Genomic DNA, 25,486 nt, shown 5'->3' on the forward strand with positions numbered 1-25,486 from the left:
AAAAGCATACCACAAAAGAAAGCAGGGATAAAATGGCAAAGGAAATTATTCAAACAAATAATGCGCCAAAAGCACTCGGACCTTATTCACAAGCGGTAAAAGTAAATAATTTTATTTTTACATCTGGACAGCTTGGAATTAATCCGGAAACAGGAGAATTAGCTGAGGGAGCGGTTAAACAAGCAGAACAAGCCTTTCAAAATCTTTCCGCTGTATTAGAAGAAGCGGGATCAGGATTAGATAAAATTACCAAGGCCACGGTTTTTTTCAAAGATTTAAACCAATTTACAGCAGTTAATGAAGTATATGCGACATTCTTTTCCAATGATTTCCCAGCTAGAAGTGCTTTCCAAGTAGCGAAATTACCCCTCGATGCTGAAATTGAAATCGAAGTTATCGCAGAAGCATAAATATTCAGAAAAAATTTGACAATCAATTAGACGAAACGATATAATAATAATCAATTACATAGCAACTTATCAAGAAAGGTGGAGGGTTCTGGCCCAATGAAACCTTGGCAACCGGAGTTTTCACGGTGCCAAATCCAGCAGGTAATACTGACAGATAAGGCATGCGAATCAGGTGAATTTCTCTTTCCCTCAAAAGCTGTCTTTTAAGGGGAAGTTTTTTTGTACATAAAAATAACTAGAATTGAGGCGAAGAAAATGAAGCAAGTAGCACCATTTTATGCAGATCACGTTGGGAGTATTTTACGAACAAAGGCGATTAAAGAAGCGAGAAAGAAATTTGAAGTGGGTGAAATTTCAACCGAAGAACTTCGTACAGTTGAAAACACAGAAATAAAATATATTGTGGAGAAGCAGAAAGATGTTGGCTTAAAAGCAATTACAGATGGCGAATTCCGCCGGGCGTGGTGGCATTTTGACTTCTTAGAGAATTTAGATGGTGTAGAAGGGTACGATGCGGAAGGTGGTATTCAGTTTAGCCAGGTGCAAACTAAATCACATTCAGTAAAAATTACAGGTCCAATCGACTTTACAACCCATCCTTTTATAGCTGATTTTCAGTTTTTAAAAGAGCAAGTTGGCGAAAACCATGTAGCTAAGCAAACGATTCCAAGTCCAGCGATGCTCCATTACCGCGGAGATATTGAATATCAGCCATATTTAGACGATGCTACAAAATTTGCTAGCGATTTAGCAGTAGCATATCAAAAAGCGATACAAGCCTTTTATGATGCGGGTTGCAGGTATTTACAACTAGACGATACTTCATGGAGTTATTTATGCTCTGATGAACAGCGAGAAGTGGTTCGGAAGCGAGGTTTTGACCCAGATACATTACAGGAAACATATAAAACCTTAATAAATGAAGCTGTGAAATATAAGCCAGCTGATATGGTCATTACGATGCATATTTGCCGTGGAAATTTCCGTTCGACTTGGATTGCTTCGGGCGGCTATGGACCTGTAGCTGAAACTTTATTTAGCCAGTTACATATAGACGGTTTCTTTTTAGAGTATGATAATGAACGTTCTGGGGATTTTGCTCCTTTACAATATGTTAACCGACCGGATCTTAAAATTGTTCTCGGTTTAGTTACCTCTAAAACAGGTGAGTTAGAGGAGGCGGCAACAATTAAGGCGCGTATTGAAGAAGCTAGTAAAATAGTTCCGCTCACCCAATTACGACTTAGCCCACAGTGCGGGTTTGCTTCCACCGAAGAAGGCAATATTTTAACAGAAGAAGAGCAATGGAATAAATTACGTTATATAGTTAAATTAGCAAACGAGGTATGGGGAGATTAAATAAGCAAAAGAACTAGTTGGAAATTTTCAGCTAGTTCTTTTTTATCTTTACAAATGGTATGGATAGCGCTAGAATAAGTGTTCTAGAGGAGGTATTTCCTTTGAATATTCAATTACAACAAAAACTAACTTTATTACCTGATTCACCAGGTTGTTATATATATAAAGATGAAAAGCAAGAAATTCTCTATATCGGCAAATCTAAATGTCTAAAAAACCGTGTAAAGTCTTATTTTACTGGTAAGCAAATTGGTAAAACAGCTCGACTTGTCCGGCAAATTAGCGATTTAGAGCTTATTATTACAACGACAGAAAAAGAAGCATTGCTACTAGAAATGATTTTAATTCAAAAATACCAGCCGCCCTTTAATGTTATGTTAAAGGAAGGTCCGAGCTACCCATATATTAAAATTACAAATGAAAAAAATCCGCATATTGAAGTAGTGGTAGAAACAAAAGCAGATGGTGCACACTATTTTGGTCCTTATCCAGGCCGTTATTCTGTAAGGCAAACGGTGGCATTATTAGAAAAACTTTTCCCATTATGTAGATGTGAAGGAAAACCAGGCCGTCCTTGTTTATATTATCATTTAGGATTATGCTTAGGCCCATGCCAAGCAGAAATTGAACCGGCTGTATATCAAGCTCAAATTCAAAAAATTTCGCGATTTTTAGAAGGTGATGTTAAAGATATCAAAGCAAAATTAACAGAAGATATGCAAATCGCGACAGAAAAATTACAATTTGAACGAGCGGCAGAACTACGAGATACTATTCACGCTATTAATGAAACAATTGAAAAGCAGCATATTATTTTTCCGGGTTTAAAAAATCGTGATATTATCGGTTGCTACACAGAAGATAATTATTTAAGCGTTTTTGTCTTTTTTGTTCGTAATGGTGCAATTAACGGGACTAAGTGGCACGTTTTTCAAATTCAAAAATCACTACAAGAAGATTTAGCGGATTTTATCAATCAATTTTATCAAGATCCGAATAACATCTGGCCTAAAGAGCTATTAATTGCAGAAAAACTAAATAAAAATTCTTTATCAACCAATCTTCAAAAAGCAAGTTCATTTCCACAAAAAGGCGGAAAAAAGAAGCAAATAGATTTAGCAGTCGAAAATGCGAAGAGCACATATATTGCATATACTAAAATGAAAGAATACGATTTTGAAAATCAATTAAAAAATACTTAGAAGCTAACGGGTTATTCATTGGCTCAGATTGTAGAAAAATGTTTGGGAATTGACTACAATGACAGTGCTGGTGAGATTTTCTATTACCTAATTGGCGATTCCTGGAAGCTTCCATTAAATTAATAGCAATTTCTCATTTACTTTGAGCCCCTAACGTCACTGTTAGGTCTTTTTTTATGCAAAAAAATACGTCAATCATAAATGTTTTTAGGCGTCTTGCTCCATGTTTTTTCTAGCATTCCCATTTGTGAATGATATAATAAGAACAGGAGAATGGACTCCTAACAAAAGAAGAGAGGATACGAATACATGCAACGGGAGGAAAAACTATGAGTATCGATATGTACGTATCAAAATCCAAAGCCCAAGCGACGAGTACCAGCCAAGTTTGCCAGCAACATTTAGAAGGCTATGAAGCAATCCAACAAGCAATCAGTCAGTTCACCCTCGAGCCTTTTTTAAAAGGAAAAGCATATGATTCGGCCAAAGCTTATTATAGCACCGTGCTCTATCCCCTCGTGCAGGGAGGGATTTTGTTAACCGAAGCGACCGAGGAGGCCGTCAAAAAATTTCCAGAACGGTACCAAAGTGAAGTGGACAGTGGGGATCTCAAACAGTCCGAACTAGAAGAACAAATACGACGAGTCAATGAACTCATCCACCAAGCGAATGACCTAGAGAACCAAGTGAGGCAATCCCCATTATCTGAAACAGATCAGCAAATCCAGCTGCAACTTAATCAAGCCTTACTGGAAGCGTATCAAACAAGCAAACAAGAACTAGAAGAAAAGCTTCAAAAATTAATCGCCTTTCACGCAAGTTCGCCCAGTATTTTTTCCGAAATTGCGAGTTTGAAACAGGCGATTGATCAAGGGCTAGCCCAAACAAAGACCGCATGGAATCCGACAACGGGTACCTTTATGATTCCAAGTCAAGAAAAACTAGGGTGGGCCAATACCATTCGAGCTTTTCAACAGAAAAAAGAGGCGCAAGAAGAACCAGATACGACGGGCCGAACCTATACACGAATAGACTTAGGAAACGGGACATACATATGGGCATGGTCCAAAGATGGCCGTACACTGACCCAAGACGATATTCAATTCACCGTAAAACATGATAAATGGGCAGGAAAAGATGGTGGCTTAGGAAAAATGCTAGCCCAAGCAGAAGCAATGAAAGCCGAAGCAAAAGACTTTGACCCAGTGAAAGCAATAAAAGAAATAGCCGACCTCTTTACACCAATAGGAGACGGTGCTAGAGTGGTGACAGGAGAAGACCCGATAACCGGAGACAAGCTGTCATGGGGCGAACGAGGACTCTCCTTGTTATTTATCATTCCACTTGCGAAAGTAGGCAAATATGGGAGCAAAGGGTTTAAATTTGTTTACGAAGGCATAGAAGACGCAAATAAGATTCATAAAAAAGCAGACAAGGTGAAAGAGGCAGAAAAGAGTACGAAGAAAGCTAGTGGGGCTGGAACAGAGATTGGGAAATATTCTGTAGAAACTTTAAATAGAGACCAAGCTAGGACAGTAGTTGAAAATCTTTTAGACAATGGAGAAATAAGTTTAAAAGATTTACAAAATATGGTGCCAGAAGGAACCCCAAATACATTTAAACCTACAGATGCTATAAAAAATGGGGCGAAATATGAATTCCAATTATCTGATGGTCAGAAGGCTATTATTAGATGGCATGAACCAGACCCTATTGCAGCAGCGAAATTTCCTAACTCAGCATCAGGCTCAAGTTGGACTGCTCAAATTAAGATAGGGAATAAACAAGTAACTGTTGATGGATTATGGACGAAAAAACAAAATTCGAATGAAGTTCATGTTCCAATTCAAGGGAGGTAATAGAATGGAAAAAGTCATGAAAAAAGAGGATTACTCTGAAATGCCATGGATGTCTGTAGATAAACTTTATTTGTTATTTGAACAAGCTATTATGGACTTTAAAAATGAAAAATTAACTAAGAAAGAATTTTTTGATATTTTAGATGAATTGATGATGAGACAAGGGGATACTTACGAAAATTTGAAAGAACCTCTAAGAAGTGAATTAGACGATGTTTTATGCAGCTTATGGAATACAGAAAATTATGATGATGTGGATATAATTACATCATTATTAATAAATCTGGGATTGAAAAAGACTTATAACAAAATGAAAGAATCCATTAAAGACACTTCAAATATATCTTCAGAAATACTTGAAGAAATAGAAGATACTATTGAAGAGGTAGGAGATAATGTAGAAGATCCTTACCATGATTACATGAAAAAAACAACAGAACAAAATCACGAATAATCAATAAAATAAAAAGGCACTTTACTATCTGATTGTGGTGCGTCCCAAAAGTTAGACAAAAAAATCTAACTTTGGGGCGTATTTTGATTGTCTAAATGCAGCCACTCGTATCATAAAATTATAGGGTTCTTGACAAGTACACTTGGCGGGTACAGTAACATAGAAAAAGGAACAGTAAGACTTTCACATCAAAATGCCGTTATTTTAAGCGAAATTTTAATGTGCGATTTAAAATGTTTTTACCAATGAAATAGAGAAAGGGACATAAGAGATAAAGATAATATCCCTTACGACACGGTTAATATGGAAAAATAATGAGAAGGCACACGTTTTGAGTGCTTTCCTTTTTTTATAAAAACATTCAGTAAGGATAATCATTACTAAATGAGGGAAATCTAGCTAACACCTTAAAGTTGATTTTTGTAGAATCGTTTGGAGAAGATTTGTTTTTTAGAGATAACGAGCTTGACATAGCTAAGAAATTGTTAAACATAAAGTAAATTAAATGAAAAGGTGCTTTATCATCAGGCTAGTAATAAATGATAATTGCTAGGATAGCAGGGGCGAACCCAAATTTAGAAGAACAAACCACTTAAATTTGGTTTGTTCTTTTATTTGAATTCAAATTTTGTATGCCCATTTTGGCTTTAAAACCCATAAAAAAACATGAAAAATACAAATTTAAAGCCACGCATCGAGCACCTCAGTTCTCAAAGGTTAAACAATGAGAACTTTCTTTTTTTCCTTATTATAGACAAAGGTACAGCCTTTTACATAGCCAATTAGTCATCTTTTTCAGGCTTATGGTTGCAAAAGTAAGCAGTGTTATTTTCGAAAGTCCGAGATAATTAGTCCATTTCATACCGTACTTTCCTACTAAGATAACGGTTTTCCATTGGCTTCTTTTGTTTGAGATATTGAAAATCTTATCATAATTAACTATGGTCAATAACCTTGCCTTATGGTAAAATCTTACGAGTACGGAAAAAATTTAATGCTACATAAAATACAGAAATCAAAGCAAAAGAAACATAGAGGGAGGACAAACTATGAAGAAATTTTCACGCTTCATACTTATAATGGCGATTGCATGTGTTGCCATGTTCATTTTCACAGGAAACGGGGTAAATGCAAAAGCGGCCGAAGAAACATACTTAATTGGAACTGATACAACCTTTGCCCCTTTTGAATTTGAGAAAAACGGTGAGCAAGTAGGGATTGATATGGATATCCTTAAAGCCATCGCCAAAGATCAAAATTTTGAATACGAGATTAAAGCAATGGGATTCAATGCAGCAGTTCAAGCGCTTGAAGCCAATCAAGTAGACGGTGTTATTGCTGGAATGAGTATTACCGATGAGCGAAAACAAAAATTTGATTTCTCTGATCCATACTTTGATTCCGGAGTTGTTATGGGAATTTTAAAAGATAACGACGAAATCAAAAGTTATGATGACCTTAAAGGGAAAAAAGTAGCTGTTAAAACAGGTACAGAAGGTTATGCCTTTGCAGAAAAAATTAAAGATAAATATGATTTTGATATTGTTGTTTTTGATGATTCAGCCCAAATGTATGATGATGTTAAAACAAGAAATTCCGTGGCATGTTTCGATGATTATCCTGTACTAGCTTATGGCGTTCAAACAGGAAACGGCTTAAAAATTGTTACTAAAAAAGAAAAAGGTAATTCTTATGGATTTGCTGTTAATAAAGGCAAAAACAAAGAACTACTAGAAAAATTCAATGCTGGTTTAGTAAATATCAAAGCAAGCGGTGAATATGATGATATTCTTAAAAGTTATTTAGGTAAAGATGCTGTAAAAGAAAACACCACAGAAAAAGGTTTTATGGGAATTATTAAATCTTCCTGGCCAGCGCTTTTAGCTGGAATGTGGTTAACAATTCGCTTAGCAGTTGTTTCATTAATTATTGCCTTTATTATTGGTATTACTTTTGGCTTTATGAAAGTTAGTAACAGCAAAATATTACGTGGAATTGCTACTGTTTATGTGGATATTTTCCGCGGAACGCCGCTAATTGTACAAGCATTCTTCTTTTATTTTGGTATTCCAGCAGCACTTGATTTTAGGATGCCAGTATTTCTAGCCGGGGTGATTGCGCTTAGCTTAAACGCGGGAGCCTATATGGTTGAAATTGTACGTGGCGGAATTCAATCGGTCGACAAGGGCCAAATGGAAGCAGCTAGAAGTCTAGGTTTACCACATAAAAAAGCGATGTTAAAAGTCGTTTTACCACAAGCTATTCGAATGATGATTCCATCCTTTATTAATCAGTTCGTTATCACTTTAAAAGATACCTCGATTATGTCGGCAATCGGACTAGTTGAATTAACACAATCTGGAAAAATTATCATGGCGCGTACCTTTGAAAGTACATGGACATGGCTTATCATTGGAATCATGTACCTGATTGTAATTACCATTTTAACAAAAGTGTCGGATCGTTTAGAAAGGAGGGTACGAAATGACTAAACTCAAAGTAACCGGACTTAAAAAAAGTTTTGGCGCGAATGAAGTGCTAAAAGGCATTGATATCGAAGTGAAAGAAGGCGAAGTGGTTTGCGTAATTGGGCCATCTGGTTCCGGAAAAAGCACCTTCCTTCGCTGCATGAACAACTTAGAAGAAATTACAGCCGGAGAAATCATTGTCGATGATTTTAACATTACTGATAAAAAAGTAGATATTAACAAAGTACGCGAAAATATCGGAATGGTGTTTCAACATTTTAACCTATTCCCACATTTATCCGTCTTAGAAAATATCACGCTTGCTCCGGTAGAACTGAAAAAAATGGATAAAGAAGCGGCGAAAAGTAATGCGCTTCGTTTATTAGAACAAGTGGGTCTAAAAGAAAAAGCAGATGAATACCCAAGTCAACTTTCTGGGGGGCAAAAACAGCGGGTTGCGATTGCTAGAGCTCTTGCAATGGATCCAGATATTATGCTATTCGATGAACCAACCTCTGCACTCGATCCAGAAATGGTCGGAGAAGTACTAGCCGTTATGAAAGAGCTGGCTAAAGGCGGGATGACAATGATGATTGTAACGCACGAAATGGGATTTGCTCGTGAAGTTGGCGATCGGGTTATCTTTATGGATGGTGGCTATATCGTTGAAGAAGGTAAACCAGCAGATATATTTGACCATCCAACAAATCAAAGAACGATTAGCTTTTTAGATAAAGTTTTGTAAAAAAATAATCACTAAAAACAGAAATTCTCTTTAGTAACCAATAGAGAATTTCTGTTTTTTTTGGTCTGAAACAGTACATCTAGAAAAAAATAATGACTAAAAAAAATAAGATTCAAGCTGCTTTTTTAGAAAAAAAGTCTATTTTTAGACAAAAATAAAAGTTTGGAATGGCTCAGTACCAACGATTTATAATTTTATATATTCGCTATAAATATACTTTCACGTTTTTGACACAATATAATTTTTTTTCTTTATGGAATGATTCATTTTACTTGGGGGACGTTTATAATATTTTTGTATCGGATGATGCAATTATTGAAGCAACCTATTTTATACTACAAGGAGATTGGAACATGAAGAAAATATTTAAGCTTTTAGTCATTATTTGTGTTGTGATTGTCAGTGCAGTTCCGTTCAGCACTTTTGCAAAAGAAACGGATGCTACTGATATAGAACAAGAAACTACAGCTTTAAAAGGGGATAATTTGGAAACGACTACTCCAGATAATCAAACAGAAATAAAAGACGAGTCAACTGCAACGGAAGACAAAGCTAAAGAAACTACAAGTAAAACAGAAAGTGGCACAAAAGAACCCCCCGAACCAATATTAATGGCTGGTGATGCTAGTGAGACCAATTTAATTCCAGATGCTAATTTAAGAGCGACCATTAATACGGAACTGGAAAAACCAACCGATTATTTGCCAACGGAAGCTGATCTGAGAAGTATAAGCGGAAGCCTAAATTTAAGAAATACAACTTATACAACCCTTGATGGTTTACAGTATTTAAAAAATGTCATTGCACTACAAGCTGTGGGAATTACTGCACCAGATGGGGATTTATCTTATATTGCTCAAATGAGTAGCTTAGCATATTTACAAATCAATACTAGTAGCTTTAAAACGACTGCAGGACTTGAAGCACTTACTAGCTTAAGGAATTTCCAATGGACCAATAACGGTCAAGCAGGTTCAGGTTCAGGTAATGAAATAGGTGATAATTTTGATCCAAGAACAGCCTATGATTTTTCATTTGTACCAAATAACACAGCATTGAAATATTTAGAGATTGAGGGAGTATATTCCGTTGATCCAAAATATAGCTTCTTAAGTGACTTACCAGATTTAGAGCACCTAAACATCACTATTTCTAACATGAATGATGTTTCATCACTTGCAGGGGCAGATAAATTAACTTATCTTAATGTAAGTGCAAATTATATTGGTGATATATCTCCACTAAAAGATCACCCTGTTTATAATAATATCAGTGCAAGTGACCAAGTAGTTGTATTACCTGGAAAAGACGTATACGCAGGTGATAGTTTAACCATTGATAAACCGATTAAACCTGATTCATCAGCAATGGAATATACGCTTCCTTCGAATCCAGTTACTACGATTTCTGGAGATACAATTGTCATGTCGAATATTACTAATGATTGTATTGTGAACTATCGATTATATAATTACGAAACTGGGAAAAATGATATTTCTACTCCAGGCGTTAAGATGAACTTTAAGAGTACTGAATTTACAGCTGGTCAATTTAGTGGACAGATCATCCAACCAATAAATGTACAAGCTCCAGCAGTGGATGCAGCACCAGTTACTGTGAAATATGTAGATGAAAGTGGAACAAAGCTAGCAGATGATACTGTTTTAAACGGTAAAGTTGATGAAACTTATACCACCACAGCAAAAACAATCGAAAACTACCAACTGAAAGAAACGCCTGCGAATCAAACCGGTACTTTCACATCAGAGCCTCAAACAGTAACTTATGTTTATACGCTAAATGACGGGGCACCAGTTACGGTGAACTATGTAGATGAAAATGGTCAAAATATAGCGCCTTCAGATACATTAATTGGGAAAATTGGCATTGCTTATCAAACAAGTGCAAAAACGATAGACGGTTATAAACTAACTAATACACCGACAAACGCATCTGGAGTTTTTGGAGTGGATGCGAAAACAGTCACATATGAGTATGAAAAAGAAACCAACATTGACCCAGTAGACCCAGTAGACCCAGTAGACCCAGTAGACCCAGTAGACCCAGTAGACCCAACAGATCCAACGAATCCACTTAATCCTACTTCTGATCCAGGTGTAGTTAAAGCAACAGAAAAAGCTAACTTGCCTCACACCGGTGGTACAACAAATCATTCCATGGGCTTAACGCTGGGAAGTTTGTTCCTTGTGTCGGGAGTTATTTTACTAAGAAGAAAGTGAACATCTAATTTTCAAAAGAAGGGCTGAAAAATCTCAGCTCTTCTTTTAAAGTTATAAATGAAACTACAAAGCTTGAAGGAATACTAAACCTAGCCTTGCGGTGAGAACACCAGCTAAAAGAAGCAACTACATCAGAATTTTTTTTGCGAAAATGTGAAAAACTATTTGTTCAAACGTTCGCAAAATTCGTTTTTCAGAATCAGTTAGGACTACTTCTCTAGCTGTTGAAATAAAAGCAACTGCCACTTTTGACAAAAAACAGAGTACATATTACAAGGAGAATGGAAAATACTAAAATTAGTTGTAATTACATGCGTATTAATTCTCAGCATCGAACCTTTTAGTAGTTTGGCAGAAGAAACGGATAAGGCAGAACAACAAAATACTAGTGGGAAAGAAACCAATGTTGATGCTCCTTCTACTGAAAATAAAGAAGAATCAACGGAACCAGTATTGCTTGCAGGAGACAGTGATGCCACTTCTTTAGTCCCCGATGATAATTTAAGAGCAGACATTAACGCATTGCTTGAGAAACCAAGCGATTATCAGCCAACCGAAGCCGATTTAAATAATGCTACAGGGATATTAAATTTAACAAACAAAAGCTATACTACATTAAATGGTTTGCAATATTTAAAAAATGTTTCGACACTTCAGATTGTCGGAATCACAGCCCCAGATACTGATGTAGCTTATATAGGTCAAATGAGTGCACTTACTACTTTAAGCGTTAATTCAAGTAGTTTTGAAACCACTTCTGGACTAGAACCACTTCGAAATTTAACGAGCTTTAATTGGTCTGCAAACGGTCCGGATGTGGTTGATGATGAGGTATTTACAGCTGAACCAAGAGCAAAATTTGATTTTTCTTTTGTAGCCAATAACCCTAATTTGACTATGTTAACTTTTGATTTAGTTTATTCCACCGATCCTAGTTATGCGTTTTTAAGCCAGCTCGGAAATTTAACTTATATCAGCCTTACCAATTCCAACATGAATAACGTCGCAGCAATTGCTGGGTTAAGTAAGCTAAATTATCTTAATTTAAATGTTAATAATATTGCTGATTTATCACCGCTGAAGAATCACCCTATTTATACAAGTACTTATGCAACAGACCAATTAATCGTTTTATCAGAGAAGGAAGTTACTTCAGGCGATAGTTTAACAATTGATAAACCAATTCAGCCTGATGATTCTGGAATTGACTACACATTCCCAACCAATCCGAGTATGGTGCTGGAGGGAGATAAAATTGTCATGTCGAACATAACAGAAGGTTGCATTGTTGATTACAAATTATATGATTATAAAACAGGCGAAAAAGATATCCTAGCGCCTGGTGTTTCTATGAACTTCACGAGTGAAATGCTACATTTTGATGGTCGAATTATTCAACCAATTACCGTGAACGAACCAGCTGCAGATGCTGCTCCTGTCACAGTGAACTATGTGGATGAAAATGGAGCAAAAGTTGCGGCAAGCGAAACTTTAACTGGAAAAGTAGACGAGCCTTATCAAACAATTGCCAAAAAAGTGAGTGGCTACAAATTAACCAAGACGCCTACTAATGTAACTGGTGTATTTGAAACGAAAGCACAACCGTTACTTATATATACAAAAAAGAAGCAGCTGTTAATCCAGTGGATCCGACAAACCCAACGAAGGCAACAGATCCGTCAAAATCAACAGAAATCAGCGTGCACGTGAAAGCTGAAACGCCAAAAAATACGAACTTGCCAAAAACAGGTGATACGAAATCCAATACACCAATTTTTCTTTTTGCGGGCACTTTACTTATAATTTCAGGAATTGTTTTACTGAAAAGGAGCCCTAAAGCAAAATAAATGACAATAAATGTAGCTTGTTTCTTTATATTAATGAAGAAACAAGCTATAAAATTCGGTTTTCAAACGCTTTCTTGAAAAAAATCGTGTAAATAGGTTAGTTTATGAAGAAATAGGGTATTCTTAGGAAAGAGAATATGTTAAAGTAAAGATAGAGAGAAAAACTAAAAAGAGAATGAAAAACAAATTTTTGAAGATGGAGTGATGAGTTTGGATAGTAATCAAAAAGATTTGAATCAAGTAATCCGTCAGCTTAAAGAAAAAGGCATTGTAGTCGAAAAAACAAAATCACGAAAAGATATTTGGCAATCTGTTAGTAGCAAAGCGCTTCCTAACATGACACTTCGATTGCAGTAAAAGGAAAAGTGAAAGCTTTTTTATATGTATTTAAATCGTCCTATGTATCCAAAAAGACACAAGGAGGCTTGATTTTCATATAAATTATCTTCACTTTTTTTATTTGTCATCAATTAGTCACTTAGTTTTGATGTTTCTGTTATCCTTTTTAGCTAGAAATGTTGTATGATGGATTAGGAAGGCTTTTACCTATTAATAGAAAATAGAATTAGAGTGAGGCAAATACATGAAAAAAGAAGCGATAAATCAACAATCATTTTATGTTCATATTGATCATGTTATTAATAATGTAGCAACAAGTGGTATTTCTTTTTGCGATTTCTTAAATGGAGTCGGCCAGCCGCCCGAAAATATTTTGCTAATTAAACACAAAATAGAAGATGCATCATATAATGCCCATACAGCTTTTTACTATTTGGAACCAAATGATTTAGCAAATATATCCAAAGAAAATTTTAGTCCGCTTTGTTGGATTGATTTTGAAGATGTAGAACTTTTGAATCAATTAACCCCTCAAGAAGTAGCGGAAATGCTATATTTAGCACATACAGGGCGTCATTTGCGGTCTCCGTTTTACTATAAGTTGCAAAATAATTTTGTTTACTTAACGAAAGAGGATGGACGTTATAATAAAGTCTATTATCGCAATTTAAACCATTTTTATATGTTACTTAGTTTTGTTATAGCTCGAAAAACAACAGAACTCGTAAATGAAAAATCATTTTTATCGTTTGGAAAGAAAAAATATATTGCAGAACCACCAGTTGAATTATTGAAAAAAATGGCGGAATATTTCCGTGATGGTGCCTGTATTGCTTTTGAAAACATTATTAAAACACGCACGCAAATTGAAGTTCCAATTGGCATAGGATTAAAAGAAGAAATGACAGAACTTGAAAACAGTGCAATTATACATTACGAAAAAGAAGTAGCAAAACTAGTATATGATTTAAAACAAAATGAATGGAATTATATCGAATTATAAAAAATCAAACTTTTTCCTTCACGTTTGGTTTTTTATTTGCTATTATATAACTAATGAACGTTAGTTAGGAGGGGATCTAATGACAAAAAAATTAGTAAAAGAGACCGCATTAGCCCTTTTTGCCGAGAAAGGCTATGATGGTACTGCTCTTTCCGAAATAGCAAAAGCAGTAGGGATTAAGACGCCATCTTTATATGCTCATTTTTCGTCAAAAGAGGCACTTTTTTTAGAAGTATATCAAGATAGCATCCAAACAGAGCTAAAAGAACTTCAACAAGTGGCACTAAATGAAGAATTGTTTGGAGTAGAGAAACTTCGGAAAATATTTTTTGTTGCAACAGATTTTTCGAGTAATCCAGATGAGAAGAAATTTTTTCAACGAGCTGTTTTTTATCCACCAAAGTCACTTTTTAAAGAATTAAAAGAAGAGACAAAGACTTACGAACAATTAACGAACGATATTTTAAGAGAAACATTAAAACAAATTGCAACAGAAGCTACTTTAGTGAGATGGATGCATGTGTTTTATGCACTCCTAGATGGGCTTAGTGTAGAGCATGGGATTTATGATGAAACGGAATTTGAGCTTCGCCGAGAATCCGCTTGGGAAGTTCTCGAAGGTTTGCTTAAATAAATTGGAGGTAATAACATTGGCTTGGTTTTATTTGATTTTAGCAGGATTGTCAGAGATAGTTTGGGCTTTTGGACTAAAAGAATCACACGGTTTTACTATGCTTGGGTGGAGTCTTTTAACTGTAGCCTTTTTAATAGTTAGTTTTTGGTTGTTTTCAATTGCGATGAGACATATTCCAATTGGTACGGCATATGCTATTTTTACAGGGATTGGAGCAGCTGGGACCGCAATTGTCGGAATGGTGTTTCTTTCAGAAGGTGTTTCTTTTTGGAAAATTGTATCGCTCATTGTTTTATTGGTAGGAATTATTGGCTTAAAATTAGTCGATGGTAGCGAGCCGGAAAAGGATGGTAGATAAAAATGGATTGGTTATTCTTATTTATTGCAGGATTATGTGAAATGGTATTTGTGGTTATGTTAAAGCTATCAGAAGGTTTTAAACGAATTGGTTATGCCATTTTAACGGTTATCTTTATGTCAGGCAGCTTCTTCCTATTATCATTAGCGCTTAAAACAATTCCCATTGGGACAGGTTATGCTATTTGGACAGGAATTGGCGCTGTCGGAAGTGTTGTTTTAGGAATGCTGGTGTTTAAGGAACGTAAAAGTGTTGGCAAAATATTATTTATTACAATGATTATCACTGGTGTCGTTGGCTTAAAATTAACATCTGGCGTTTAATAAGGTAGGTTGAAAAAGTCCTTTTTCGAGTAAGAGAACATTTGTCTTACTTAAAAAAGAAGATTTTTTCAACCTATTTTTTAGTTATGCCTTTTCATCTTGCTAAAACATGGTAAAATAGATAAAGCGAATAATGACGGAGGGGTATTATGAAAACCAAGTTAATTTTACTATACGGCGGAAAATCTGCAGAACATGAGGTTTCTTTACAAACAGCATTTTCTGTAATTAATGCACTGGATTTAAACAAATTTGAAGCACAACCAATATATATTACAAATGAAGGAGAATGGGTACAAGGCCCGCTTCTAGATGGAAAATTAGATTTTGTAGAGCAATTGCGTTTTGATGTAGCAGATAAGATGGAATTAGCTTTAACAGAAACGGAAAAATCAGCGGGAAAACTTATTAGTCCAGCTGTTTTACAAGCAGATGGTCAAGAAACTGTAGTATTTCCTTTATTGCATGGACCAAACGGGGAAGATGGTACGGTGCAAGGGCTATTTGAAGTTTTAAATATTCCTTATGTTGGGAATGGCGTGCTTGCTTCATCCGCAGCAATGGATAAAATTGTTATGAAAAAAATCTTTGCTGATGCGGCAATCCCTCAAGTTCCCGCAGTGGCTGTTCGACAGATTGATTGGAATAACTTTAAAGATGAAATGGTTAGTGAAATGGAAGAAGTACTTGAATATCCAGTTTTTGTTAAACCAGCAAACCTTGGTTCAAGTGTTGGTATTAGCAAGGCGACCAATAAACAAGAATTAACTGAAGCGATGACTGAAGCATTTTTATATGATCGTCGTGTTGTTGTAGAACAGGGTGTCATTGCACGCGAAATTGAAATGGGTGTTCTTGGAAATGATACGCCGGTTTGTTCTGTGCCGGGCGAGATATTGCCAGAAGGTGCGGTAGCGAAGTTTTATGACTATAAAGCGAAATATCAAGATAACAATACAACATTAATTATTCCGACTGAGGTAGATCCTGAAATATTGGAACAAATGAAAGAATATGCTATTCAAGCGTTCTTAGGACTAGATGCAAGTGGACTTGTTCGAGCAGATTTCTTTTTAACTGACGACAACCAATTGTTTTTAAATGAAGTGAATACAATGCCCGGTTTTACGCCTTATAGCATGTACCCACTTCTATGGCAGGAAACAGGCTTGCCTTATCCAGCGTTAATTGAACGATTAGTAGATTTAGCAAAAGAACGCCATGCAGCAAAAAATGCACTTAAATATAAATTAGAAGACTAAAATAAGCAGAAGGCAGTTTTCATCTAAGGAAGCTGCTTTTTTATGGAAGCGAGCGATTGAATTTGAAAAAAACAGTAGGCGAAGTAGTAGCAATGTTAGATAATTCTATTCATACAGATGCATTTCGCGATGTCGTTATTACTGGTGTTTGCTTTGACACAAGGCAAATAAAGCCAGGCGATTTATTTGTCCCTTTCGTAGGTAATTTGCGTGATGGGCACGAGTTTGTAGGGCAAGCGCGAGAAATGGGTGCTGTCGCAAGTTTTTGGCAGAAAGATATTCCTAATCCGCCGACTGATTTTCCAGTTATTTTAGTGGAGGATACTTTACTTGCACTTCAAGAGTTAGCGATGAAGTATATACAAGAAGTAAAGCCGAAAGTTATTGCTATCACTGGAAGTAACGGGAAAACAACGACAAAAGATATTATGGCTGCGATGGTAGAGACTACGTATAAAGTTCATTATACTGGCGGGAATTTCAATAATCATATCGGATTGCCATATACGATTTTAACTATGCCAGAAGATACAGAAGTGGCTGTGCTTGAAATGGGTATGAACCACCGTCATGAAATTGAAGTATTATCCAAAATTGCCAAACCAGATATTGCCATTATTACCAATATTGGAGAAGCGCATATTGAATATCTAGGTTCACGTTTAGAAATTGCAAAAGCCAAATTAGAAATAACTGCTGGACTTAATCCGAGTGGAATTTTAATTTATCCATATGAAGAAACCTTGCTATTAAGCCATATTGAAGGTGACTTTAGACAGTTAACTTTCGGTAAATCGAATGATGCTGAAATTTATCCGTTAGAAATTCGTGCGGAAACAGAAGGAACAGCATTTATAACCAATTGGGAACCTGATTTAGAGATATTTGTTCCGATTATCGGGGAGCATAACGTATTTAATACTATGGCAGCAATGCTCGCAGCAAGAGAAATTGGGATAGAAGGCAAGAAGATTCAAACAGCTTTAAAGAATATGGAACGCTCAAAAAGCCGCTTAGAATGGTTAACAGCAAAAAATGGCGCAAGAATTTTAAACGATGCGTATAATTCTAGTCCAACAGCACTTAAAACGGTTTTAAAAACATTTATGCATATGGATTCAAAAGGAAAGCCAAAGTATTTAGTTCTTGCGGATATGCTAGAATTAGGTGAATTATCTGAGCAACTGCACCAAGAGTCTGCGGAAGTGCTTGAAAACGGAACGATTGAGAAGATATTTTTATTAGGAGATGCAATGAAAGCTTTTGAATCTGTGGCAAAAACAAAAATTGGTCAGGAAAAAGTTCAACATTTTGACACGAAAGAATCGCTTGAAACAGCACTTCTTCATGATATAAGCGGAAATGAATGGATACTGGTCAAAGGTTCTTATGGAATGGGCTTGAAAGATGTAGTAGAAAATCTTATTATTAAGTGACGAATAAATTTGGACATACCAATATGGTCAATGCACAGGTAATAATTTGAACAGGAGGAAAGGCATAATGGTTGCTTGTCTATGTATTCATGGTTTTACAGGTTCGCCAAAAGAGGTGAAGCCACTCGCTGATTATTTGCGGGAGCACACAGATTGGGATATACTTACGCCCACTTTGCCAGGCCATGATCACCTGCGCCACTTAAAAAATGTGACATATAAAGATTGGCTTGTTTTTGTAGACAGTATTTTAAGTCAACTTTTAAAAGAAGACGAAGAAGTATATATTATTGGTTTTTCAATGGGTGGTTTGCTTGCTGGATGGCTTGCGAGGCACTACCCGGAAGTGAAAAAACTAGTGTTACTTAGTACTGCAGTAAATGCGATGGAATGGCCGCAAATTATTGGGAATTCCAAACAAGTATTAGCAGAAGCAAAAGAAGTCACATTAAAAAATAGTCCGATGTTCAAACGCTATCAAAAGAAAATGACAGAGACTCCGTGGGCTTCCGCGCTTCAATTTCAAAAAATGGTAGCTTTAGCAAAACCTGTTTTTGAACATATTGAAATTCCAACTTTTATTGCGCAAGGTAGTAATGATTCGGTTGTTCCTGCCGAAAAAAGTGTTAACTTCTTAATGGAAAGCATTCCAGGACCAAAAGAACTTTTCATTTTGGAAGGGGCAGATCACGTTATTTGTCAGGATAAGCAAGCGGAGCAACTTTTTGAAGCTGTATGGAGATTTTTACAAAAAGACTTTGCCGTATTAAAAACAAATTAATAAAACGATTCAGCTTATCGTTGCTGAATCGTTTTTTTATTTGTATTAACAGAGTCTCGTACAATTAAATTCGTCGCCAGAGCCAGATGAACATAGCCTTCTTCTGGTTTTCTTATACGGTTATACATTAATTCTACTGCTTTTTCACCCATAAATGCTAAATTAGTGCACATAGTTGTGAGTGGTGGCTTGCTTAGTACAGTAAACTCCGTATTGTCAAAACAAATAATCGATAAGTCTTTCGGAATGGTATAGCCTTTTGATTGTAAATAAGTATTTAAAATAAATCCTAGCCCTGAGTTGACACAAAACCAGGCTGTTGGCAGTTCATCCAGTTCATCCAATGTTTTATAGAGACTCATCTGCTCTTCTTTAATACGAGTGATAGCATATTTTTTATTAAACGGAATTTGATAGTGCGTTAGTGCTTTTTTATAACCTTCCAATCGTTCTTCATAACTTGGAGAAAAAGTAATATCTCCTAAAAATCCAATTTTTTGATGGTTGTTTTGAATTAGATACTCCACTGCTGTAAAGGCGCCATCTTTGTTTTGGCTAATAACAGCATCGGCTTTTAAATGAGGATCATGGTGATCAATAAGTACCACAGGCATCCCGAGCTCGATAACTTGTTTGCTATAGTCTGTGCTAATATGCGACAGCAAGAAAATCCCAGTCCAGTTCTGATTGGTCAATTGTTCAGGAAGTTGTTTTAGGCTAGCTTCCTCGTCTGTTACGGTAAAGATAACAAGCTCTCCTTGCCTGGCGATAATGCTTTGTTTCATATTATCAATAATCTCTCCAAAAAAACTTCGCTGTGATAGCGCGAATGAGGTTGCAAGTAATGCGAATTTTTCTTTTACGACTTCTCTAGCTATTTCTTTTTTATATTTATAACCAAGTTCATCAGCCATTTTAAAAACAGCTAATTTGGTTTGTTCGCTGACACCATTTTTATTTCCTAGAGCTTGTGACACGGAATTTTTTGTTATATTCAACCTGTCAGCAATATCTTGCATTGTCACTTTCTTCATTTTTTCCCCCTCCATGTTTCCTATTTTATTCTATTATAGAAGTTAATTCACAAAATAGCAAAAATTTTATAATTAAAAAGTAATGTTATAAATAATTTTGTTGTGTAGTGTTCTATTTGTCGTTTGAATGTTTGTGTAGAAAGGATTGTTAAAAGTAATTATTGACATTACTAAAATGTAATGTGATAATGTAATTGTAATCAAGCGCTTACAATTACAAAAAAGTGGAATTAGGAGGATTATTGATATGAAGATTAGAAAAATTGCTTATGCAGCTCTTAGTATTGCAGTTGTTGGTTCCTTGCTAACAGCTTGTGGCGGTGCGGATGGTAAAAGTAGTGATGATAGTGGAAAAACAAAAGTAACATTTTGGGCTGCTCCAAATCCAACACAAGTAAAATATTGGGATGAAATGGCTAAAGCTTACGAAAAAGAAAATCCAGATGTAACTATTGAAGTTAGCCAAATGAAAGAAAGTCCATCTTCTGAAGCAACTATTCAATCAGCTATTGCCTCTAAAACGGCACCAACAATGTCTGAAAATATCAATCGTAGTTTCGCAGCGCAATTAGCTGATAGCAAGGCAATCGTTCCTTTAAATGATGTTAAAGGCCTAGATAAGGTAGTAGATGAACGGAATATGACAGAAACAATGAAGTCTTGGGAATTCTCTGATGGCAACCAGTATGTGCTACCAATTTATTCTAATCCAATACTATTTGTTTGGCGTTTAGATACCCTTAAAGAACTTGGTTATAATGCTGCACCAAAAACATATAGTGAAGCGCTTGAGGTTGGTAAGAAACTAAAAGCAAAATATCCAGATAAAGTTCTTTGGGCAAAAGGTGATTTATCCGATCCAACCGCTTGGATGCGTTGGTTCGATTTCTTCCCACTATATGATGCAGCATCTAAAGGGAATGCATTTGTAGAAGATGGAAAATTAGTTGCAGATGATAAAGCTGGAACAGAACTGCTTACTTTTATGTCAGAATTACAAAAAAACAAATTACTTCTTTCTAGTAAAGCAACAGATCCATTTGAAACAGGTACAAGTATTATGGCAGACAATGGCCCATGGACTTTCCCAAATTGGGACGAAAAATTCCCAGAGTTGAAATACAATGAGAACTACACAATAAGCGCTCCTTTAGTACCAGATAACATGGCTGATGAAGAAAACATTTCTACATACGCTGATTCTAAAGGCGTTGTCATGTATGCACAAGCAACAGATAAAGAAAAAGAAGCAGCGATGGATTTCTTGAAATTTGTATATAGTGATGATGAAAATGATTTGAAATTCTTGGAAACAACCAATTTAATTCCAGCTCGTGATGATGCGACTAAAAATGATGCATTTACAGCATTCTTTAAAGAGAATCCAGAATTAGAAGTTTATGCAGCCAATGTACCATATAGCATTCCAGCGATGGATGATGCGAAATATAATGATATTCAACAAATAATTGGTGAACAAGCATGGAACCCAATTGTTCGTGGCGAGAAAAAACCAGCAAAAGCTTGGTCAGATATGAAGAAAGCTGAGGACGGGGTGCTTCAAGAATGAAGCGGCGAAATAACAAATTGGGCTGGTCATTTACCAGCCCGTATCTCATATTCACAGCGATATTTTTCTTAGTACCTTTAGTTTGGTCGATTTGGTTATCCGTGACGGATTGGAACATGATGAGTCCGGAAATCAATTTTGTTGGTTTGGATAATTTTATCAAAGCATTTACAAGCCCAGCAGTTCAAGCAGCCTTTTTTGTGACATATAAGTTTTTAATTGTTTTTGTACCAATGGCTTTGATTATTTCAATGGTAGTCGCTGTTTTAGTTAATGGGCTTCCGAAATTCAAAGGGCTTTATTTAGTTGCTTTCTTTCTGCCGTATTTATCGTCGGGTGTTGTAACTTCTTTAATTGTACAAGGACTACTTTCATATAATAGTGCATTAAATGTCTTTTTGCGTAATCAATTTGGCTGGGATATTGATTGGTTGGGAACGCCAATGTCTGCGCTAGTGATTATTTCACTTATGATTGCTTGGAAAATGTCTGGGTATTATGCACTTATTTTAATTTCTGGGCTAGCGAGTATAAACCATGAAATTTATGAGGCGGCAGCAATGGATGGTTCTGGTCGATTTAGAACTTTTTGGAAAGTTACTGTACCAATGCTTTATCCTGCTTTATTTACTGTCATTGTACTTGCGGTAGGTGTTAGTTTTGGTATTTTCACTGAGGTGTATCAATTAACTGGTGGTGGGCCAAACTTTGCTACCAATACATGGCAAATGGAAATTTTTAACCAAGCATTTGTTAATTTAAATTCAGGTTATGCATCGGCTATTTCACTTATAGCTGCAACTGTAACATTTGCATCGATTGGTGTTATTAAGAAAATGCTTGAGAAATGGGGTCAACGAAATGGTTGGACATAATAGTAAAGCAGGTAAAATTGTTCGTTATATCTTAACAACTTTACTAATGTTAGTCATGATTTATCCATTTATTTATCTTGTGTTGAACTCATTTGCAGCTTGGGATCAAGTGGACAAAAAACTAATTCCCACTGAATTTACAATGCGTTCATGGGATTGGTTATTTGGTAATTCAGTTGTAGCAGCCCCAGCACCATGGATTCATGCGTTTATCAATACAATTATCGTATCAACAATTGCCACTGGGCTTATGTTGTTATTTGGATTAATGGTTGGTTATGCACTGGCAAAAGTAGATTTTAAAGGAAAAAAACTAGTTAATAATGCCATTTTATTTCAGATGTTTTTTCCAGCAATTATTTTGCTTATTCCGCAGTTCTTAATGATTACGGACATGGGGCTGTTAGATACGTATGCCGGGATGATTATTCCGACAATGCTTAGTTTATGGGCAGTATTTATGTATACTAACTTTTTTAAAGCTATTCCAGATACATTAATTGAAGCAGCAAAACTGGATGGGGCGAGTGATTTAAAGATTTTATTTCGTGTCGTTTTACCAATGTCAAAATCAATTACAACCGTTATCTTTTTGTTCTTGTTTACGGACAGATGGACCAATTTACTTTGGGATATGTTAGTAACGAAAAGCGATAGCACAGTGACATTAAATGTATTGATTTCACAAATGTTCGGACCATATGCTACTTATCCAGGTCCAATGTATGCGGCTTCTGTACTACTAACGCTTCCTTTGATTATTCTTTTCCTATTCTTCTCGAAGAAATTCCAAGAAGGAATGCAATTTACTTTGAAATAGAAGGAGTGACTTGGCTTGGAGTTTTGGCGAGGCAGCGTTTTTTATGAAATTTATATGAAATCTTTTCAGGATAGTAATGGTGATGGCTTAGGTGACTTTAAAGGACTGACAAATCGGCTTGATTATTTAGCGGAATTGGGGATAGACGGTATATGGTTAACACCGTTTTATCCTTCGCCGCAAGTTGATAATGGCTACGATGTTTCGGATTACTGCGAAATTAATCCTGATTATGGTAATATGGCCGATTTTCGTGAGTTTATGAGGGAAGCTGCTAAACGCGATATTAAAGTCATTATTGATTTAGTTTTAAATCATTCCTCCACCGAACATGCTTGGTTTCGAGAATCACGTCGTAGTAAAACTAATTCTAAGCGGGATTATTATATTTGGCGTGAGAAGCCGAATAATTGGGAATCTTTTTTTGGAGGAACAGCTTGGGAATTTGACGAAGAAACAAAGGAATATTATTATCATAGTTTTGCGAAAGAGCAGGCAGATTTAAATTGGGCCAATCCGTTAGTTCAAAAAGAAATGGAAAATGTGTTAGCTTTTTGGCTAAATGAAGGAGTCGCTGGATTTAGATTGGATGTTATTAATAATTTGACTTTGGTTTTGGAATTTCCTGATAACCCGGTAGAAAATGGTGAAATGAAACATCTATATGACCGCAATCAATCAGGATTAAAAGATGTTTTAGAACAAATTTCTAGGTTTTGTAAAAAAGACCAAGATGCTTTTCTAGTAGGGGAAATTAGCTCGGATGATTTAACTGAAATCGCTAGCTATAGTTCGAAAAAAATGTTAGACGTTACTTTTAATTTTAATTTTGGTAGTGTGGAAAAAGTGGATGCTGCATCGATCTTTTCTACATTAAATGCAATGGAAATGGCGTTATCAGACGGACAATGGCCAACTCTTTTTTTCGGAAGTCATGATATGAGTAGATTTACAACACGACTTGCTGATGGGGATTTATTAAAAACGAAACTTTTGGCCTTCTTAATGTTAACAGCAAAAGGTGTACCGTTCATTTATTATGGTGAAGAAATGGGAATGCCAGACCTTACTTTTACATCAGTGGAAGAGATGCGTGATATTCAAGGGATTTCTGCATATTATCAAGCGCTGGAGGGGGATTTGAACCCAGAATGTGCCTTAGAAATCGCCATTCAAAAAACACGAGATAAAGCACGAGGGCCGATGGTATTTCCTGATAAGAAAGCATTTTCGGATGGTGAACCTTGGATTAAATCAGCGAGCTTACCGGAGAAGGAAGCTAGATCAATGTGGACATTTTATCAAGCATTATTGGCTTTTCGAAAAACAACGGACTTTAAAAAAGAGGAATATACATCTTTAAAATTAGCTGGTGAGTTACTAAGTTATAGGCGTGGTGAATTTCTGTTTTTACTTCATTTTGGAGAGGGTTTTGTGGACTTTTCACTGGAAGAAAAAGCAACCCTTGTTTTTGGTGAAGCAAATATTTCTGAAACAAAAATTAAGATGGGACCATATGCTGGAATTGCGCTTAGAGTGGAGGGTTAAAATGAAACAAATTCAAACATTATTAAAAGAATATCGTGAACAAAATGTATCAGGTGGTATATCACTTTCGTTGGAGGGCGTATTAGATAAAGACGTTTACAACATTACAGCGCCATTTAATTGGTTAGGGAAAGTATATATCGCAGGTCGAGTAGAGCGACGTGATAGTGAATTAGCAGAAATCCGTTTTTTTGAAAAAACAGTAGATAATCATTTTCGACTAGTAGAAAATACAGCTGTTTTAGCGTTACAAGATCCATTTATTACTTTTGTACAGGGAGAATTAATACTAGGAGGCGTCGAAGTATTTCCAAAAGAAACAGATTCAACCAAATTAGACTGGCGAACCAATTTGTACCGGGTAGAGTCACTAAATAAAGTTGAAAAAATTCTTTCTGGTCCGGTTGGTATGAAAGATTTACGAATCAAAGAACTAGCTGATCGGCGAATTCTGGTTTTAACTAGACCACAAGGCGATAAAGGTGGACGTGGGAAAATTGGCGCAACAGTCATTAACAATCTGTCTGAATTAACCAATGAAAAAATTGCCACAGCACCTCTTTTAAGACGGAATTTTGCTGGAGAAGAATGGGGTGGCGGGAACGAGATTCATTTACTTGAAAATGGTAAAGTGGGCGTTCTTGGACATATTGCCTGTTTTGATGAGGCGGGTGATCGTCATTATTATTCCCTTAGCTTTCAATTAAATGAAGACTTTACAGAAATCGAACAAGAAAAAATTATTGCGGAACGAGCGGATTTTGCACCAAGTGAGCCGAAAAGACCTGATTTAGCGGACGTTGTGTTTAGTGGAGGCTTAATTAGAAAATCAGATGGTTATGCAGAACTTTATGCAGGGATAGGCGATGCAGATGCACAAAAAATCATCATTCCAGATCCATTTAAAAATAACTAATAG

At 35.9% G+C, this 25,486-nt stretch carries 24 protein-coding genes, 1 pseudogene and 1 riboswitch; of the genes and pseudogenes, 24 read left to right on the top strand and 1 reads right to left on the bottom strand.

The window, feature by feature from the left end; genetic code table 11:
• The first annotated feature begins 32 nt into the window (after positions 1-32).
• The 19 genes and pseudogenes from HCJ50_RS00475 to HCJ50_RS00575 all read left to right on the top strand — a co-directional run bounded on the left by HCJ50_RS00475 (position 33) and on the right by HCJ50_RS00575 (position 18,720).
• Positions 33-410, top strand: a complete 378-nt coding sequence (locus tag HCJ50_RS00475; RefSeq protein ID WP_185346958.1) for a RidA family protein — start codon at positions 33-35, stop codon at positions 408-410.
• Between the two features lie 63 nt (positions 411-473).
• A riboswitch (SAM riboswitch) is annotated at positions 474-571 on the top strand.
• 94 nt (positions 572-665) lie between these two features.
• On the top strand, positions 666-1,769 hold the full coding sequence (locus HCJ50_RS00480) for a 5-methyltetrahydropteroyltriglutamate--homocysteine S-methyltransferase (RefSeq protein ID WP_185346956.1): 1,104 nt from the start codon (positions 666-668) through the stop codon (positions 1,767-1,769).
• 59 nt (positions 1,770-1,828) lie between these two features.
• On the top strand, positions 1,829-2,971 hold the full coding sequence (gene uvrC, locus HCJ50_RS00485) for an excinuclease ABC subunit UvrC (protein ID WP_376698126.1): 1,143 nt from the start codon (positions 1,829-1,831) through the stop codon (positions 2,969-2,971).
• Positions 2,972-3,300: 329 nt separating this feature from the next.
• A complete protein-coding gene (locus tag HCJ50_RS15670) occupies positions 3,301-4,830 on the top strand; it encodes a T7SS effector LXG polymorphic toxin (RefSeq protein ID WP_260443046.1) in 1,530 nt (509 codons plus the stop codon).
• Between the two features lie 4 nt (positions 4,831-4,834).
• Positions 4,835-5,284 carry a hypothetical protein gene (locus tag HCJ50_RS00505; RefSeq protein ID WP_185346952.1) on the top strand — a complete coding sequence of 150 codons (450 nt, stop codon included), beginning with the start codon at positions 4,835-4,837 and terminating at the stop codon, positions 5,282-5,284.
• Between the two features lie 147 nt (positions 5,285-5,431).
• Positions 5,432-5,533, top strand: a pseudogene (locus tag HCJ50_RS00510) (helix-turn-helix domain-containing protein); the annotation flags it as partial.
• Positions 5,534-6,333: 800 nt separating this feature from the next.
• Positions 6,334-7,776 (top strand): amino acid ABC transporter substrate-binding protein/permease, encoded by a 1,443-nt coding sequence (locus HCJ50_RS00515; RefSeq protein WP_185346950.1) that lies wholly within the window; start codon positions 6,334-6,336, stop codon positions 7,774-7,776.
• A complete protein-coding gene (locus HCJ50_RS00520) occupies positions 7,769-8,497 on the top strand; it encodes an amino acid ABC transporter ATP-binding protein (protein WP_185346948.1) in 729 nt (242 codons plus the stop codon). Before HCJ50_RS00515 ends, HCJ50_RS00520 begins: the two co-directional genes overlap by 8 nt.
• A gap of 353 nt (positions 8,498-8,850) precedes the next feature.
• On the top strand, positions 8,851-10,737 hold the full coding sequence (locus tag HCJ50_RS00525; protein WP_185346946.1) for a MucBP domain-containing protein: 1,887 nt from the start codon (positions 8,851-8,853) through the stop codon (positions 10,735-10,737).
• A gap of 348 nt (positions 10,738-11,085) precedes the next feature.
• On the top strand, positions 11,086-12,447 hold the full coding sequence (locus tag HCJ50_RS15965) for a MucBP domain-containing protein (protein ID WP_311768991.1): 1,362 nt from the start codon (positions 11,086-11,088) through the stop codon (positions 12,445-12,447).
• Positions 12,444-12,584, top strand: coding sequence for an LPXTG cell wall anchor domain-containing protein (locus HCJ50_RS16055; protein WP_232002135.1), 141 nt, complete (start codon positions 12,444-12,446; stop codon positions 12,582-12,584). The genes HCJ50_RS15965 and HCJ50_RS16055 overlap by 4 nt, the downstream gene beginning before the upstream one ends.
• Before the next feature lie 210 nt (positions 12,585-12,794).
• Positions 12,795-12,941, top strand: coding sequence for an Lmo0850 family protein (locus HCJ50_RS00540; protein WP_185346944.1), 147 nt, complete (start codon positions 12,795-12,797; stop codon positions 12,939-12,941).
• A 226-nt stretch (positions 12,942-13,167) separates the two neighbouring features.
• A complete protein-coding gene (locus HCJ50_RS00545) occupies positions 13,168-13,926 on the top strand; it encodes a hypothetical protein (RefSeq protein ID WP_185395441.1) in 759 nt (252 codons plus the stop codon).
• 79 nt (positions 13,927-14,005) lie between these two features.
• Positions 14,006-14,560: a TetR/AcrR family transcriptional regulator gene (locus tag HCJ50_RS00550; RefSeq protein ID WP_185348523.1), complete on the top strand. Its 555-nt coding sequence runs from the start codon at positions 14,006-14,008 to the stop codon at positions 14,558-14,560.
• A 16-nt stretch (positions 14,561-14,576) separates the two neighbouring features.
• Positions 14,577-14,918, top strand: coding sequence for a DMT family transporter (locus HCJ50_RS00555; protein WP_185348522.1), 342 nt, complete (start codon positions 14,577-14,579; stop codon positions 14,916-14,918).
• 2 nt (positions 14,919-14,920) lie between these two features.
• Entirely contained in the window at positions 14,921-15,241 is a 321-nt protein-coding gene (locus HCJ50_RS00560) for a DMT family transporter (protein ID WP_185348521.1), read from the top strand.
• Between the two features lie 149 nt (positions 15,242-15,390).
• On the top strand, positions 15,391-16,503 hold the full coding sequence (locus HCJ50_RS00565) for a D-alanine--D-alanine ligase (RefSeq protein WP_185348520.1): 1,113 nt from the start codon (positions 15,391-15,393) through the stop codon (positions 16,501-16,503).
• Positions 16,504-16,565: 62 nt separating this feature from the next.
• On the top strand, positions 16,566-17,939 hold the full coding sequence (locus HCJ50_RS00570; protein WP_185348519.1) for a UDP-N-acetylmuramoyl-tripeptide--D-alanyl-D-alanine ligase: 1,374 nt from the start codon (positions 16,566-16,568) through the stop codon (positions 17,937-17,939).
• 67 nt (positions 17,940-18,006) lie between these two features.
• Positions 18,007-18,720, top strand: coding sequence for an alpha/beta hydrolase (locus HCJ50_RS00575; protein ID WP_185348518.1), 714 nt, complete (start codon positions 18,007-18,009; stop codon positions 18,718-18,720).
• A 14-nt stretch (positions 18,721-18,734) separates the two neighbouring features.
• On the opposite strand, the gene HCJ50_RS00580 is transcribed toward HCJ50_RS00575, so the two are convergent.
• Positions 18,735-19,754: a substrate-binding domain-containing protein gene (locus tag HCJ50_RS00580; RefSeq protein WP_185348516.1), complete on the bottom strand. Its 1,020-nt coding sequence runs from the start codon at positions 19,752-19,754 to the stop codon at positions 18,735-18,737.
• A gap of 247 nt (positions 19,755-20,001) precedes the next feature.
• On the opposite strand from HCJ50_RS00580, the gene HCJ50_RS00585 reads away from it, so the two are divergent.
• Genes HCJ50_RS00585 through HCJ50_RS00605 form a run of 5 tightly spaced genes read left to right on the top strand, consistent with a single transcriptional unit; the run spans position 20,002 to position 25,483 of the window.
• Complete coding sequence (locus HCJ50_RS00585; protein WP_185348514.1) at positions 20,002-21,324, top strand: ABC transporter substrate-binding protein; 1,323 nt, start codon at positions 20,002-20,004, stop codon at positions 21,322-21,324.
• The gene (locus HCJ50_RS00590; protein WP_185348512.1) at positions 21,321-22,199 is read left to right on the top strand and encodes a carbohydrate ABC transporter permease; all 879 of its coding nucleotides are present in this window, start codon (positions 21,321-21,323) and stop codon (positions 22,197-22,199) included. The genes HCJ50_RS00585 and HCJ50_RS00590 overlap by 4 nt, the downstream gene beginning before the upstream one ends.
• Positions 22,186-23,019, top strand: coding sequence for a carbohydrate ABC transporter permease (locus HCJ50_RS00595; RefSeq protein WP_185348510.1), 834 nt, complete (start codon positions 22,186-22,188; stop codon positions 23,017-23,019). Before HCJ50_RS00590 ends, HCJ50_RS00595 begins: the two co-directional genes overlap by 14 nt.
• A 15-nt stretch (positions 23,020-23,034) precedes the next feature.
• A complete protein-coding gene (locus HCJ50_RS00600) occupies positions 23,035-24,567 on the top strand; it encodes an alpha-glucosidase (protein ID WP_185348508.1) in 1,533 nt (510 codons plus the stop codon).
• A gap of 1 nt (position 24,568) precedes the next feature.
• Entirely contained in the window at positions 24,569-25,483 is a 915-nt protein-coding gene (locus HCJ50_RS00605) for a DUF1861 family protein (protein ID WP_185348506.1), read from the top strand.
• The last annotated feature ends 3 nt before the right edge of the window (positions 25,484-25,486 follow it).

It is taken from the genome of Listeria immobilis (assembly GCF_014322765.1).
Classification (GTDB): domain Bacteria; phylum Bacillota; class Bacilli; order Lactobacillales; family Listeriaceae; genus Listeria; species Listeria immobilis.

Coding starts and splice junctions, on each gene's coding strand:
- HCJ50_RS00605 (WP_185348506.1), top strand. CDS start 24,569: ATGAAACAAATTCAAACATTATTAAAAGAATATCGTGAACAAAATGTA.
- HCJ50_RS00515 (WP_185346950.1), top strand. CDS start 6,334: ATGAAGAAATTTTCACGCTTCATACTTATAATGGCGATTGCATGTGTT.
- HCJ50_RS00480 (WP_185346956.1), top strand. CDS start 666: ATGAAGCAAGTAGCACCATTTTATGCAGATCACGTTGGGAGTATTTTA.
- HCJ50_RS00520 (WP_185346948.1), top strand. CDS start 7,769: ATGACTAAACTCAAAGTAACCGGACTTAAAAAAAGTTTTGGCGCGAAT.
- HCJ50_RS00595 (WP_185348510.1), top strand. CDS start 22,186: ATGGTTGGACATAATAGTAAAGCAGGTAAAATTGTTCGTTATATCTTA.
- HCJ50_RS00560 (WP_185348521.1), top strand. CDS start 14,921: ATGGATTGGTTATTCTTATTTATTGCAGGATTATGTGAAATGGTATTT.
- HCJ50_RS15670 (WP_260443046.1), top strand. CDS start 3,301: ATGAGTATCGATATGTACGTATCAAAATCCAAAGCCCAAGCGACGAGT.
- HCJ50_RS00575 (WP_185348518.1), top strand. CDS start 18,007: ATGGTTGCTTGTCTATGTATTCATGGTTTTACAGGTTCGCCAAAAGAG.
- uvrC (WP_376698126.1), top strand. CDS start 1,829: ATGGATAGCGCTAGAATAAGTGTTCTAGAGGAGGTATTTCCTTTGAAT.
- HCJ50_RS00505 (WP_185346952.1), top strand. CDS start 4,835: ATGGAAAAAGTCATGAAAAAAGAGGATTACTCTGAAATGCCATGGATG.
- HCJ50_RS00590 (WP_185348512.1), top strand. CDS start 21,321: ATGAAGCGGCGAAATAACAAATTGGGCTGGTCATTTACCAGCCCGTAT.
- HCJ50_RS00475 (WP_185346958.1), top strand. CDS start 33: ATGGCAAAGGAAATTATTCAAACAAATAATGCGCCAAAAGCACTCGGA.
- HCJ50_RS00580 (WP_185348516.1), bottom strand. CDS start 19,754: ATGAAGAAAGTGACAATGCAAGATATTGCTGACAGGTTGAATATAACA.
- HCJ50_RS00550 (WP_185348523.1), top strand. CDS start 14,006: ATGACAAAAAAATTAGTAAAAGAGACCGCATTAGCCCTTTTTGCCGAG.
- HCJ50_RS00585 (WP_185348514.1), top strand. CDS start 20,002: ATGAAGATTAGAAAAATTGCTTATGCAGCTCTTAGTATTGCAGTTGTT.
- HCJ50_RS00545 (WP_185395441.1), top strand. CDS start 13,168: ATGAAAAAAGAAGCGATAAATCAACAATCATTTTATGTTCATATTGAT.
- HCJ50_RS00565 (WP_185348520.1), top strand. CDS start 15,391: ATGAAAACCAAGTTAATTTTACTATACGGCGGAAAATCTGCAGAACAT.
- HCJ50_RS00525 (WP_185346946.1), top strand. CDS start 8,851: ATGAAGAAAATATTTAAGCTTTTAGTCATTATTTGTGTTGTGATTGTC.